We start from the raw sequence: 13,130 nt of genomic DNA, 5'->3' as shown, positions 1-13,130 counted from the left end.
GGGCGGCCAACCGCTCCCGCGGGCCTCCGTCTTGGTGGGCCTCCGTCGTGACGGGCCTTCGCGGCCGCACGCGTCGTCCGGCTCGTAGCGTGCGGCTCGCACCGGGCGGCTCGCGCCTCCTACGCGGCCAGGTCCTGCTCCGGCTCCACCCGCGCGTGCACCGGGGTGAACCGGCCGGTCGCGGCGTCCAGCACGTAGGTCTGGGCCGTGGCGAAGTCGAAGTACATCCCGACCAGCCGCAGCGAACCGTCCGCGACCCGGCGCCCCACCGCCGGGTTGGCCAGCAGTTGGTCGAGCTGCTGCACCACGTTGGTGATGCACAGCTGCTCGACCACGTCCGCCGCCGGACGGCCCTCGAACTCGGCGGGGGCGCGCCGCAGGCGGTCCAGCGAGCTGCGGCCGTTGCGCAGCCAGCGGGCCAGCGCGGTGGGCGGGCCGGACACCTCGGTGACGCCGTCCAGCAGGGCCTTCATCGCGCCGCAGCCGGAGTGCCCGCAGACCGTGATCGAGGCGACCTCCAGGACCTCCACCGCGTACTGGACGGCGGCGGCCACCGAGTCGTCGGCGGCACCCGGCTCGTACGGGGCGGGGGCCAGGTTGCCGACGTTGCGGACGGTGAAGAGGTCTCCGGGGCCGGAGCTGGTGATCATGCTGGTGACCATCCGGGAGTCCGCGCAGGTGAGGAAGAGCTGCGAGGGCGTCTGGCCGTCCCGGGCGAGGCGGGCCAGCTCCTGGCGGACCAGCGGGGCGGTGTGCTGCTGGAAGCCGCGGACGCCGTCGAGCAGGCGGACGTGCGGGTCGTCCTCGTTCTGCTCGATGCAGTGGTGGCCGACCCAGGGCGTCCAGGCCCGGCAGCGGTGCGGGCCGGGGGAGCTGCCCGCGCGGACGGTGCCGTCCGGGTCCAGCACGTCGTTCGGCCGGCGCTCGGTCAGCATCGCCACCTGCGCGCCGGAGTCCTGGTGGCCGGTGCGCCAGGCGTGCAGCGCCTCGTAGGCGGCGTGGTCCAGGAACGAGCCGTCGTGGTGGACCGTCACCCGGGCCCCGGCGGGGATCCGGGTCAGCGCCCGGCTCAGCTTGGGGACGGCGGCGAAGGTCAGCGGGCCGTGGGTGCGGACGGTGTACGAGCCGTCCTCCTCGGCCAGCACGTCGACGTGGGCGCGGGTCAGCCGGTAGAGGGCGAGCAGCATGGCCACCGCGCCGCCGAGCACCACCCCGAGCGGGACGCCGAGCAGCACCACTCCGAGCACGGTGGCCAGGTACACCGGGAACTCGCGGTGCCGGTGCACCCGGCGGATGTGCGCGAAGCTCACCATCTGCACGCCGACCACCAGCACCAGCGCGGCCAGCGCGGCCAGCGGGATCCGCCGCAGCCCGGCGGTCAGCGCGAGCGCGGCGACCAGCACCCAGCAGCCGTGCAGCACCGCGGAGGCCCGGGTGGCCGCCCCGGCCTGCACGTTGGCCGTGGAGCGGACGGCGCCGCCGGCCACCGGGAGGCCGCCGAGTAGTCCGGAGAACAGGTTGGACGCGCCCTGGGCGCGCAGCTCGCGGTCCAGGTCGCCGCTGCGGCGGGTCATCCGGTCGACCGCGACGGAGGACAGCAGCGATTCCACGCCGGCCACCGCGGTGACCGTCAGCACCAGGCCGAGCAGCACCGCCCAGTGGTCGGACAGCAGGGCGGAGGAGGGCAGCGAGAAGAACTGGTGGTGCTCCCAGACCGGGAGCTCGACCCGGGCCAGCCGCAACTCGGCCAGCAGCGACAGCGTGGTGGCGGCGGCCACCGCGACCAGCGCGGCGGGCAGCCGGGCCAGCCGGGCGCCGATCCGGCCGGCCGCGCCGGGCAGCCGGCCGAGCCGGGGCCAGCCGTACAGGATCGCGAGCGCCAGCAGGCCGACCATCAGTGCGGGCAGGTGCGGTCCGGCCAGTTCGCCGGGCAGCGAGCGCAGGTCGGCCAGGGCCGAACTGTGCGGCGTGCCGCCGAGGATGACGTGCAGTTGGGCGATCGCGATGGTCACGCCGACACCGGCCAGCATGCCGTGCACCACGGCGGGCGAGACGGCGAGCGCGGCGCGGGCCACCCGCAGCGAGCCGAGCAGCAGTTGCAGCAGCCCGGCGGCGACGGTGATCAGGCAGGCGGTCGGCCAGCCGTACTGGGCGATCACCCCGGCGGTGACCACGGTCAGCGCCGCGGACGGGCCGCTGACCTGGAGGTGGGTGCCGCCGAGGAAGCCGGCCACCAGCCCGCCCACCGCGGCGGCGACCAGACCGGCCGTCAGCGGGGCGCCGGTGGCCAGCGCGATGCCGAGCGAGAACGGCACCGCGATGAGGAACACCGCGAGGGAGGCCGGCAGGTCGTGCGCCAGCAGGACGCGGACCCGGCCCGGGGTGCCGCCGGGCGGCGGCGGGGCGTGGTCGGTGGTGTCGGAGGCGATGGGGGCGCTGGAGACGTCGAGTGTCATGGGTGTCTTCCCGTCTTCTTCCGGGGGAACGAACGCAGTCAGGTCCGGCGGTGGGTCTGGTCGGATCGGCTGTCGTGGGTCACAGCGGGTGCGGCGGGGCGGCGGCGCGGCCGTGGGGAGCGTGCGCGGCGGCGCGTTGCGAAGGCGCGGCGTTGCGGGGCCTGGGGCGCGGTGGCGACGGCCCGTGGCGTCCGGTGGTTCAAGAGTTGGTAAACTGAGAGTAATGGAACCTTTGCACAGCGTGCGCTTCGAGTGCCAGTACAAATAGGGGCGTTCACCACATCGTGTGGCACCCGGGGCGGTCGGGAATTTCCCGGCGGGAAGGCCGGAGGGGCCGGTCCGCCGGGCTGGGCGGACCGGCCCCTCCGGGCGGTGGAGCGGGGCGTCGGCTCAGACCCCGGCGGTGCTGGCCCGCTCGGCGCCCAGCACGTAGTCCGGGTCGACCTGGTCGGCCAGGTCGGCGCCGACCTTGGCGTTGCCCCAGCTCTCCGCGTTGCGCAGGTGGAAGCGGGCCGCCTGGGCGCTGTACCGGCGCGGGTCGCGCAGCCCGTGGGCGGCGTCGGCGGCGGTCCGCAGCCGGGCCAGCACCTCCCGGTTCGCGGGCTCCAGCTCGCGCAGCGGCGGCTCGTCCCCGCGCTCCAGCCGCCGCACCCAGCCGGACTGCCCGAAGCAGGCGTACAGGTCCTCGCCGACCTCGCGGCGCAGGAAGGCCAGGTCGTCCGGGCTCTGCACCTTGTTGCCGACCACCCGCAGGTGGACGTCGAAGTCCTGGGCGTACTCCTTGTACTGGCGGTAGACCGAGACGCCCTTGCGGGTGGGTTCGGCGACCAGGAAGGTCAGGTCGAAGCGGGTGAACAGGCCGGAGGCGAAGGAGTCGGAGCCGGCCGTCATGTCGGTGACCAGGTACTCGTCCGGGCCGTCCAGCAGGTGGTTGAGCAGCAGCTCCACCGCGCCGACCTTGGAGTGGTAGCAGGCCACCCCGAGGTCCTCCTCGGTGAACGCGCCGGTCGCCAGCAGCCGGACCGAGCCCTCGTCCAGGGCGACCGGGCGGGCGCAGGCCGCGTACACCGGGTTCTCCTCGACGATCCGCAGCAGCCGGGAGCCGGGGCCGGGCGGAGTGGTCTTGATCATCTCCTCGGCGGAGCAGATCAGCGGGTTGTCGCCGCGCAGGTACTCCTTGATCTCCGGCAGGTGCGCGCCCAGCGAGGGGAGCGCGGCGGCCTGGGCGTCCGTCAGGCCGAGGGCCGGTCCCAGGTGCTGGTTGATGTCGGCGTCGACGGCGAGCACCGGGCGGCCGACGGCGGCCAGGTGGCGGATGAACAGGGCGGACAGGGTGGTCTTGCCACTGCCGCCCTTGCCGACGAAGGCGATCTTCATCTCTGAGTCTCCGGCTCTCTGGCTCTGTGGTGTCCGTGGGGCCCTGGCGGCCCCGGCGCTTGTTGGAAACCGTTATCGTCACCGATTAGTGGACATGCTAGCGGTGGTTTGGGGTAGCGCACATGAGGGAAGGGCGGATTGCCACGAAAGGGTGACCCGGGGGTTGCCTCCCGGCCGCCCGGTGGATTCATTACTCTCGGGTAGGTGACCACAGGAACTGACCCGCTCGCCCCGCTGGCCCAGCTCGCCGGGGTCCCCGAGGCCGTCGCCGAAGTGCGCAAGAACGTCGACCGCCTCTACGGGCACCGCGTGATGCGGCGCCGGGCGGGCGAGGTGACCTCCGAGTCCGCGCTGCGCGGCGCCCGCGCCTCGGCCGCCCTGGACGGCGCCGACTGGCCGCTGGAGGAGGTCCGCCGCCGCACCGACTTCGGCGCCGACCCCGAGGCCCGCACGGTCGGCGCCGCGCTCCGCCTGTCCGCCGAGGCCGGCCAGCTGCTCAGCGTCTGGCGCACCTCCCCGCTCCAGGTGCTGGCCCGGCTCCACCTGCTCGCCGTCGGCGACGGCGACCCCGCGGCCGGCCGCCCGCGCCGCGACGGCGAGGAGGCCGCGCCGCTGTTCCCGCGGGAGGTCGCCGCCACCGAGGGCGAGGCCCCGGCCGGCCCGGTCGGCGAACTCCCGCCGCCGCCCCCGCCCGCCGAGACGGCCGCCCGCCTCGACCAGCTCGCCGGGCTGCTCACCGCCCGCACCGAACGCCCCGCCGGCGGCGCGCCCGCCCTGGTGGTCGCCGCCGTCGTGCACGGCGAACTGCTCGCGCTGCGCCCGTTCGGCACCCACAACGGGCTGGTCGCCCGGGCCGCCCAGCGGATCGTGCTGACCGCCGAGGGCCTCGACCCGAAGGCGATCTGCCCCGCCGAGGTCGGCCTCGCCGAACTCGGCACCGCCGCCTACCGGCAGGCCCTGCTCGGCTACCTGGAGGGCACCCCCGAGGGCGTGTCCCGCTGGCTGGTGCACTGCGCCGCCGGACTCGGGCTGGGCGTGCGCGAGAGCACCGCGGTGTGCGAGGCGATGCAGCGCGGCATGGTCTGAGGGCCCCGCCCGGACGCGAGCCGGTCCTGCCCCGGCGCGGTCCTGCCCGGGTGCGGGCCGGCCCCGCGCGGTGCCGGAACCCGTGGGCTCCGGAACCCGCCGGTCCCGGAACGCAGTTGCGGCGACGCCGAGACTTCCGGGCGTCGCCGCTGGTACGGAGACCGGGTTACCAGTGCATGCACCGTTTCTATGCCCATCAGGCGGGGTCCTGTGCCCGTTCGCCTGGTGCGGCGGCCCGTCAGCGGGTCGGCTGCATGTGGGTGCCCGGTTGTCCGTACATCGGTCCGTGGGGCCTTAACTGCGTTGTCGGTTCGACCTCTTGGGGTCCTGACCGGGTCTCGCGGGCCGTACCCCATTTCTACCTCAGATCCGCCGAAAGAGGAACCCGAAAACAGGTTCTTTACGGGTTTGCGTAGAGGTTTGTCCGATTTTGCGAACCCGGCGGCGGTCGGACCCGCCGCCGCTCAGGCCGCCGCCGGACGCCGCCGCCGCGCGCTGTACCAGAGCACCCCGGCCGTCAGCACCGCCGTGCCGATCGCCACCGCGGCCACCACCGAGCGGCTCGGCGCGTGGAACTCCGGGAGCCGGCGGGTCAGTTCGACCGGCCGGCTGAACGCCAGCACCGGCCACTCGCGGGCCGCCGCCTCCTTGCGCAGCGCCCGGTCCGGGTTGACCGCGGCCGGGTGGCCGACGGCCTCCAGCATCGGCAGGTCGGTCGAGGAGTCGCTGTACGCGTAGCAGTTGGCCAGGTCGTAACCCTCCCGCTCGGCCAGCTCCCGGATCGCCGCCGCCTTGTTCTCGGCGTACGCGTAGTACTCGATCTCGCCGGTGTAGCGGCCCTCCTCGACGTGCAGCCGGGTGGCGATCACGTGGTCCGCGCCGAGCAGTTGGCCGATCGGCTCGACCACCTCGGAGCCCGAGCTGCTGACGATCACCACGTCCCGTCCGGCCGCGTGGTGCTGCTCGATCAGCGAGGCCGCCTCGTCGTAGATGAGCGGGTCGATCATGCCGTGCAGGGTCTCCGCGACGATCTCCCGGACCTGCTGGACGTTCCAGCCGCGGGTGAGCGAGGACAGGTAGGCCCGCATCTTCTCCATCTGGTCGTGGTCCGCGCCGCCGACCAGGAAGATGAACTGGGTGTAGGCGCTCTTCACCACCGAGCGGCGGTTGATCAGGCCGCCCTGGTAGAAGGGGCGGCTGAACGCGAGCGCGCTGGACTTGGCGATGATCGTCTTGTCGAGGTCGAAGAAGGCGGCGGTGCGGGGCGCGTCGTGGCCGCCCCGGTCCGCGCGGTGGCCGGTTCCGGCGCCCGCGTCGGGCCCGGCAGCGGCGTCGCGGTCGGCGAAGTCGGCGTTCTCGGTGGTGTCCACGGGAACCGAGGATAGAGGGGCGGGCAAAAGGGAGGGCCATTCGGTGGACCCGCGGGCGTGCGGGTTTGTGTTTCTGGCCGGTCGGGTACACCATGGAAGTCACGGATCGTTCGCGCGACCGTGCTAACCCGGTCCGGCTCCTCCCCCCCGAGCCGGGCCGTGGATAGACGACCCCCGCTCTCCCCCCCGGCGGGGGTCGTCGCATGTCCGGGCCCATTTCCCTTGGCAGTTGAGCCTGCAGGGAGTGGTGGTGCCGGTGGTTGCGGGGGGTGCTCCAGCGGCTCCGGAGCCGTTGTCGAGGTTTCTCCGCATCCCAAGTTTTTGTCACTCTGCGTAGTTGTGCGAGTGTCATATCGGCATACCCGAAGCGTCAATTCCGAACTGCTTTAGCCCCCGTCCGAGTGACCTCGGTTATCCACAGGGGCGAGTTATCCACAGGCAATCGGAAGTCGGCTGACGCATTCCGCGCCGTCCTGCACCGTGGTGTCCGCGCCGCCACGCGGAGCCCGTCCGGGCCACCGCGTCCGACGCGCCGTCAGACCGTCCCCGCACCACGGGAGGCCGCCTTGTCCGCTTCCGTCACCGACCCGCACGCCACCGCGCCCGAGCCCCCGCCCGGGCCGCTGGTCCTCACCGGCGACGCCGCGCTCGCCGAACAGCTCACCCGCCTGTGCGCCGCCGCCGGGGCCGAACCGCGGCTGCTCGGCGTCCCACCGCCCGCCCGGCTGTGGGCGGACGCCCCGCTGGTGCTGGTCGGCGACGACCTCGCCGACCAGTGCGCCGGCCTGGCCCGCCGGCCCGGCGTCCTGCTGCTCGGCCTCGACCTCGACGACGGGGAGGTCTGGGTCCGCGCCGTCCGGCTCGGCGCCGAGCACGTGCTCTTCCTGCCGGACGCGCAGCCCTGGCTGCTCGACCGGATCGCCGACGCCACCGAGGGCGTCGGGCCACCCGCCCTCACCGTCGCCGTGCTCGGCGGGCGCGGCGGCGCCGGCGCCTCCACCCTGGCCTGCGCCCTCGCGGTCTGCGCCGCCCGGGCCGGGCACCGCACCATGCTGATCGACGGCGACCCGCTCGGCGGCGGGCTCGACGTACTGCTCGGCGCCGAGCAGGCCGGCGGGCTGCGCTGGCCCGACCTGGCCGCCTCCCGCGGCCGGATCAGCGGCACCGAGCTGGCCAAGGCGCTGCCCGGGCCGCACCGGCTCAGCACCCTGTCCTGGGACAGGTCCGACACCCTGGCCATCCCCGCCGAGGCCATGCGCAGCGTGCTGGCGGCCGCCCGCAGACGCGGCGGGCTGGTCGTCCTCGACCTGCCCAGACAGCTCGACGCCGCCGCCGCCCAGGCCCTCGAACAGTCCGACACCGGGCTGCTCGTGGTCCCCGCCGAACTACGCGCCCTGGCGGCCGCCGACCGGGTCGCCGCGGCCGTCCGGATACGGCTCACCGACCTGCGGGCCGTCGTCCGCACCCCCGGCCCGTCCGGGCTCACCGCCGCCGACGTCGCCCGCGGCCTGCACCTGCGGCTCGCGGGGGAGCTGGCCCCCGAGCCCGGCCTCGCCCTGGACGTCGAACGGGGCACCCCGCCCGGCCTGCGGGAGCGCGGGCCGCTCGCCCGGTTCTGCGGGCGATTCCTGACCGAAGCGATGCCGCCCGTCGTGGCGGCCTGAGGAGCGACCATGACCAACCGCCTGCACGCCATCGACTCCCGCGCCGTGGACCCGCACGCCATCGACTCCCGGGTCGTCGACTCGGGTGCCGTCGGTCTGGACGCCGTGGGTGTCCGTGCCGAGGACGGCCGTGCCCCGGACGATCACCAGGGCGGCCGGCGGGCCGTTCGGCGGCCGATCGCCCGCACTCACCGCCGGATCGCCGTACCGCGGCCCCGCAGCCTCGTCAGCGCCCCGTCAGATCCCGTGGAGGACGTCCTCCCGGCCGGGGACGGCGGGTCCGCTCCCGAGGGCCGACCGGCCCCGCCGGTGCGCTACCTGGTGCGCCGGAAGCCGCCCGCCGCCCCGGCGGACGACGGGCCGCCGGCCGTTCCCGTCGCGGGGCCCGCCGGACCGGTCCAGGACGGGGCCGCCGATCTGGTGGACGCCGTCCGGATCCGGCTCGCCGAGGCGGGCGCGCCGCCCACCGCCGGGTCGGTCGCCGCCGCGCTGCGTGCGGCCGGGCCCCCGCTCGGCGGGGCTGACGTGCTGAACGCGGTGCGCAGCCTGCGCTCCGAGATCGTCGGCGCCGGCCCGCTCGACCCGCTGCTGGCCGAGAACGGAGTCACCGACGTCCTGGTCAACGGCCCCGACCAGGTCTGGGTCGACCGCGGCCACGGTCTGGAACGCGCCCCCCAGGTGCGCTTCCCGAACGCGGACGCCGTCCGTCGGCTCGCCCACCGCCTCGCCACCGCCGCCGGACGCCGCCTCGACGACGCCCGCCCCTGGGTGGACGCCAGGCTGCCCGACGGCACCCGGCTGCACGCCGTCCTCCCCCCGATCGCCGCCGACTGCACCCACATCTCGCTGCGCACCAGCCGCCGCGAGCCCTTCACCCTCCCCGGACTGGTCGCCGCCGGGGCCCTGCCCCCGTCCGGGGCCGACCTGCTCGCCGCCGTCCTGCGGGCCCGGCTCTCCCTGCTGGTCTCCGGCGGCACCGGCACCGGAAAGACCACCCTGCTCGCCGCCCTGCTCGGCCTCGTCCCCGGCAACGAGCGCATCGTGCTCGCCGAGGACTCCGCCGAACTGCGCCCGGACCACCCGCACGTGGTCCGGTTGCAGTCCCGCCCGCCCAACCAGGAGTCGCTGGGCGAGCTGACCCTGCGCGACCTGGTCCGGCAGGCGCTGCGGATGCGGCCCGACCGGCTGGTGGTGGGCGAGGTCCGCGGCGCCGAGGTGGTGGACCTGCTGTCCGCGCTGAACACCGGCCACGAGGGCGGCTGCGGCACCGTCCACGCCAACACCGCCGCCGACGTGCCCGCCCGGCTGGAGGCCCTCGGCTCGCTGGCCGGCCTCGACCGGCGCTCCCTGCACAGCCAGCTCCGGGCCGGACTGGACGCGGTCGTCCACCTCGGCCGGGACCGTGTCGACGGCCGCCGCCGGGTCACCGGGTTGCACCTGCTGGTCGGCGGGCCCGACGGCCTGACCGGCACCGCCGCCGCCGTCCACTTCGACCGCGACGGCCGGGCCCGCCCCGGCCCCGGCTGGCCCCGCCTGCGGGAGCTGTGCGCCGAACGCGGCCTCGACCTCCCGCCGCACCCGGAGGCCGCCGGGACCGGGGCCGGGGGCGGGGCGGGCCCGGAGGGTGTCGCCATCGAGCCTGCGGAGGAGGGGACATGACGGTGGGTCGGCTGGAGTGCGTCTGGGTGATCGCGCTGTGCGTGCTCGGAGTGGTGGCGTGGCGCCTGCTGCGCTCCGCGGTCAGGAGGCTGTGATGACCGTTTCGGTCGAGGTACTCGGGGCGTCCGGGGTGCTGGCTGGTGTGTTCCGGCCCGGTGGTGCGGCTCGTGCGGCGGCCCTGCTGGGGGTGGCCGCCGGGGCGATCGGCGGGGTGCTCGTGGCGGCCTGGCTGCTCGGAGTACGCCGCCGGATGTGCGGTGGCGGCCGGATGCGGCGGGTGCTGCACGGGCGTCGGGGCCGGGGTGGGCCGTCGGGCCGGTTGGGGCGGATGCGGGCGCTGTGGCGGCGTCGGCGACCGCGCTGGCTGGTGCCCGAACTGCTGCTGCTCCCGCTCGGGGCGGTGGTGGGGCACGGCACCTCCTCGGTGCTTCCGGTGATCGGGGCGGCCTGCGGGGTGGTCCCGCTCCGGCGCTGGCGGGCGGGGCGGCGCACGGCCCGGGCGGCCCGGCGGCGGGCCACGGCGGTGATCGACCTGTCCGCCGGGCTGGCGGCCGAGCTGCGCAGCGGTGCCACCCCCGAGCAGGCCATGCACGCCGTCCTCGCCCGGGCCGCCCCCGACTGGGGCCGCCGCCTCGGCGCCGAACCCGCGGCCCGGTTGGCGGCGGGCCGCTACGGAGCGGACCTGCCTGCGGCGCTCCGCCTGGTGGCCGAACTACCGGGCGGGGAGGGCGCGGCGGCCATGGCGGCCTGCTGGCAGGTCAGCACCGAGAGCGGCACCGGGCTGGCGGCCGGGCTGGAGCAGGTCGCGGACGCGCTGCGGGCCGAACGGGCCCTCAGCGAGGAGATCGCGGGCGAACTCGCCGGCCCGCGCACCACGATGGCCGTCCTCGCCGCCCTGCCCGCCGTCGGCCTCGGCCTGGGCGCGGCACTCGGGGCGGACCCCGTCCACGTCCTGCTGCACACCCCGGTGGGCCTGCTCGGCCTGCTGGTCGGGGCGGCCCTGGAGACGGCCGGGATCCTCTGGACGGCCCGGATCGTCCGCTCCGCCGAGGACGCCCCGGCCCGCCCCGGACCGGCCCGCCCCGCTACCGCCAGTTGCGGGATCTCCCGGACCCGCGGCGACCTCCGGCTCGCGACTCCGCGGTCGCCGACGGTGGGGCCGGTCGGGTGGTGACGGCCTTCGGGCAGGAGGCTCGGGCTCATCCGGAGGCTTCGACGGGCCACCGCGGCAAGGTGATTGACGGTTAGTCGGTGATGAGGACGGTGGGCGGCGGATGGCGCGGTACGGGCCCCGGGCCGCCGTGTCGGCACCGGGGCGGGGAGTCCTTCGGGCGGATCGGGAGGGGTGGGCGTGGCCAGGGAGCGAGGACGGCGCGGGGTGGTGCGGGCGCGGGGCGATCCAGGGGTTCGGTGCGGGTGGCGACGAGTGCGGGAGGCGAGGTGGACGTGACGGCGGTTCTGGTGCCGACGGCGGTTGCCGGGTTGGCCGGGGAGGTGCTGGCGGCGGTGCGGTGGCGGGCGGTCCGTCGGCGGGTCGAGCGGTGCGTTCCGGCGGTGTCGGCCGCTGCGGGGCGGGGTGGGCGACGCGGGCGGGTGGCGGCAGGGGTACGGCGGGCGGTCGGGTGGCTGGCGGGAGATCGGCCGCTGGCGGTGCTGCTGGGCATCTCGGTCGGGACGCTGGTCGGCGGCTGGGCGGGCCCGGTGGTGGGTCTGCTGGCCGGTGGGGCGGCCTGGCGGCTGCTGCCCCGGGTGCGGTCGCCGGACGGGCGTCGGCAGGCGGCGGAGCAGGACCGGCTGGTCCGTCAGCTCCCTTTGACCGCGGAGCTGTTGGCGGCCTGCTTCGGGTCGAGCGGTTCCCCGGCCGGGGCGGTCGCCGCCGTCGCGGACAGCGTGCCGGTCCCGATGCGGGATCGCCTGGCCGCGGTCGCCGCCCAACTCGCGCTCGGGGCGGGGCCGGAGCGCTGCTGGGAGCAACTGGCTTCGGACTGCCCGCCATTGGCACCGCTCGCCCGCTGCCTGGCCCGCACCAGCCTCAGCGGTACCCCGCCGGCCGCCACGCTGACCGGTCTGGCCCAGTCCCACCGGGCGGCGGCCGCCCGGGCGGCGCACGCGAGGGTCCGGCGGGCCGGAGTGCTGGCGACCGCACCGCTCGGGCTCTGCTTCCTGCCCGCGTTCGTGCTGATCGGGGTGGTGCCGGTGGTCACGGGGCTGACCGCCGCCTTCTCCCAGCGCCTGTGAGCAGCACCGCCCGGGTGCGCGGTCTCCCCGGGGCCCTCGCGGTGCCCTCCCGCCGCTCTCCATCGCGCTCTTGAGCCCTCTGCGGCTCTCCGGCCGGTTCGAACCAGGTCGTTCCTGCGGCCGATCCACTGTCAGAGAAAGGGATTTCACCATGAAGAAGCTCGTCAGGGTTGTCCGGCCCGCCGCCGTGGTGCTCGCCGTCCGCAGGTGCGGGGGCTGGTTCCGGCACCGCTATCGGAGGGTGGCGGACGGTCCGCCGGACGCCGGGATGAGCACCGCGGAGTACGCGATCGGCACCGTTGCCGCCTGTGCCTTCGCCGCCGTGCTCTACAAGGTGGTCACCAGCGGCACGGTCTCCGGAGCGCTGTCCGAGATCCTCGAACGGGCCCTGCATGCGGTCTGACCGGAGGCCGACTGACCAGAGACCGACTGACCAGAGACCGATTGACCGGAGGCCGACTGACCAGAGACCGATTGACCGCAGACCGATTGACCGCAGACCGGCGGACAGCGGGATGGTCACGGCGGAGACCGCGGTCGGGCTTCCGGCCCTGGTGCTGCTGGCGGCGATGCTGACCTGGGGCGTGGTGGCGGCCGGTGCCCAGATCCGCTGCGTGGACGCGGCCCGGGTCGGCGCCCGGGCCGCCGCCCGGGGCGACACCGACGCGCTGGCCCAGGCCGCCGCTGCGGCCCCGCGCGGAGCGAAGGTCGCCATCGACCTGGCCGCCACCACCGCCCGGGCCACCGTCGAGGCCCCCTGCCCGGGCCCGGGCCGCCTCGCCGCCCTGCTGTCGGTCCGGCTCACGGCCACGGCGATCGGCGCCCGGGAGGACGTGCCGGCCGACGGCTGAGGCCGACGGTGAAGGCAGCCGGCAACGAACGGAAGGAGACGGCTCATGCGGGTGAGGGTGCGGGTACGAGCGAGGGGGAGCGGCGCGCCGCCGGGAGCGGCGGGCGACCGCGGTTCGGCGACGGTGTGGCTGGTGGCGCTGGGGTCGCTCGGGGTGGTGGTGTTCTCGGCCTGCCTGATGCTGGGGACGGTGGTGGCCGCCCGTCACCGCGCCGAGTCGGCGGCCGATCTCGCGGCCCTGGCCGCCGCCGACCGGCTGCTGCTCGACGAGGACGGCGGCTGCGGACGGGCCGCGGCACTCACCCGGGCCCAGGAGCGGGCCGAACTGGTCTCCTGCCGGGTCCTCCCGGGGCAGGACGCGGTGGAGGTGGTGGTCCAGGTCCCGATCCACGGCGTCCCGGTACCGCTGCCCCCGGCCCGGGCCCGCGCC

Annotated in this window: 10 protein-coding genes and 1 pseudogene; 8 read left to right on the top strand and 3 right to left on the bottom strand. The window is 75.9% G+C overall.

Annotated features, from left to right (window positions below; genetic code table 11):
• Positions 1 to 119: 119 nt before the first annotated feature.
• Both ACIQVD_RS25475 and ACIQVD_RS25470 read right to left on the bottom strand, forming a co-directional pair.
• Complete coding sequence (locus ACIQVD_RS25475; RefSeq protein ID WP_402291805.1) at positions 120 to 2,456, bottom strand: SulP family inorganic anion transporter; 2,337 nt, start codon at positions 2,454 to 2,456, stop codon at positions 120 to 122.
• Between the two features lie 390 nt (positions 2,457 to 2,846).
• Positions 2,847 to 3,833, bottom strand: a complete 987-nt coding sequence (locus ACIQVD_RS25470; protein WP_402291804.1) for an ATP-binding protein — start codon at positions 3,831 to 3,833, stop codon at positions 2,847 to 2,849.
• A gap of 204 nt (positions 3,834 to 4,037) precedes the next feature.
• On the opposite strand from ACIQVD_RS25470, the gene ACIQVD_RS25465 reads away from it, so the two are divergent.
• Complete coding sequence (locus tag ACIQVD_RS25465; RefSeq protein ID WP_400683767.1) at positions 4,038 to 4,919, top strand: oxidoreductase; 882 nt, start codon at positions 4,038 to 4,040, stop codon at positions 4,917 to 4,919.
• A gap of 464 nt (positions 4,920 to 5,383) precedes the next feature.
• On the opposite strand, the gene ACIQVD_RS25460 is transcribed toward ACIQVD_RS25465, so the two are convergent.
• Positions 5,384 to 6,289, bottom strand: coding sequence for an HAD family phosphatase (locus ACIQVD_RS25460; RefSeq protein WP_282206169.1), 906 nt, complete (start codon positions 6,287 to 6,289; stop codon positions 5,384 to 5,386).
• Between the two features lie 566 nt (positions 6,290 to 6,855).
• On the opposite strand from ACIQVD_RS25460, the gene ssd reads away from it, so the two are divergent.
• The 7 genes and pseudogenes from ssd to ACIQVD_RS25425 form a co-directional block, all read left to right on the top strand.
• Complete coding sequence (ssd, locus tag ACIQVD_RS25455) at positions 6,856 to 7,953, top strand: septum site-determining protein Ssd (RefSeq protein ID WP_400683773.1); 1,098 nt, start codon at positions 6,856 to 6,858, stop codon at positions 7,951 to 7,953.
• Positions 7,954 to 8,370: 417 nt separating this feature from the next.
• Positions 8,371 to 9,612, top strand: a complete 1,242-nt coding sequence (locus tag ACIQVD_RS25450; protein WP_402291814.1) for a TadA family conjugal transfer-associated ATPase — start codon at positions 8,371 to 8,373, stop codon at positions 9,610 to 9,612.
• Positions 9,613 to 9,706: 94 nt separating this feature from the next.
• On the top strand, positions 9,707 to 10,786 hold the full coding sequence (locus ACIQVD_RS25445; protein ID WP_402291803.1) for a type II secretion system F family protein: 1,080 nt from the start codon (positions 9,707 to 9,709) through the stop codon (positions 10,784 to 10,786).
• A 419-nt stretch (positions 10,787 to 11,205) separates the two neighbouring features.
• Positions 11,206 to 11,850 carry a type II secretion system F family protein gene (locus tag ACIQVD_RS25440; protein WP_402291802.1) on the top strand — a complete coding sequence of 215 codons (645 nt, stop codon included), beginning with the start codon at positions 11,206 to 11,208 and terminating at the stop codon, positions 11,848 to 11,850.
• A gap of 151 nt (positions 11,851 to 12,001) precedes the next feature.
• Positions 12,002 to 12,253: a DUF4244 domain-containing protein gene (locus ACIQVD_RS25435; protein WP_400683781.1), complete on the top strand. Its 252-nt coding sequence runs from the start codon at positions 12,002 to 12,004 to the stop codon at positions 12,251 to 12,253.
• 112 nt (positions 12,254 to 12,365) lie between these two features.
• On the top strand, positions 12,366 to 12,701 hold the full coding sequence (locus ACIQVD_RS25430; protein WP_400683784.1) for a TadE family type IV pilus minor pilin: 336 nt from the start codon (positions 12,366 to 12,368) through the stop codon (positions 12,699 to 12,701).
• Positions 12,702 to 12,746: 45 nt separating this feature from the next.
• Positions 12,747 to 13,082 (top strand): annotated as a pseudogene (locus ACIQVD_RS25425) (Rv3654c family TadE-like protein); the annotation flags it as partial.
• Positions 13,083 to 13,130: the final 48 nt, after the last annotated feature.

This window comes from Kitasatospora sp. NPDC090308, assembly GCF_044769485.1.
GTDB classification, from domain to species: Bacteria; Actinomycetota; Actinomycetes; order Streptomycetales; family Streptomycetaceae; genus Kitasatospora; species Kitasatospora fiedleri.
The sequence above is the reverse complement of the archived record's forward strand: the minus strand, read 5'-3'. Positions and strand labels throughout refer to the sequence as shown.

What these genes read in the sequence shown, in the direction of transcription:
- ACIQVD_RS25430 (WP_400683784.1), top strand. Translation starts at nt 12,366, where the DNA reads ATGGTCACGGCGGAGACCGCGGTCGGGCTTCCGGCCCTGGTGCTGCTG.
- ACIQVD_RS25445 (WP_402291803.1), top strand. Translation starts at nt 9,707, where the DNA reads ATGACCGTTTCGGTCGAGGTACTCGGGGCGTCCGGGGTGCTGGCTGGT.
- ACIQVD_RS25475 (WP_402291805.1), bottom strand. Translation starts at nt 2,456, where the DNA reads ATGACACTCGACGTCTCCAGCGCCCCCATCGCCTCCGACACCACCGAC.
- ACIQVD_RS25435 (WP_400683781.1), top strand. Translation starts at nt 12,002, where the DNA reads ATGAAGAAGCTCGTCAGGGTTGTCCGGCCCGCCGCCGTGGTGCTCGCC.
- ACIQVD_RS25470 (WP_402291804.1), bottom strand. Translation starts at nt 3,833, where the DNA reads ATGAAGATCGCCTTCGTCGGCAAGGGCGGCAGTGGCAAGACCACCCTG.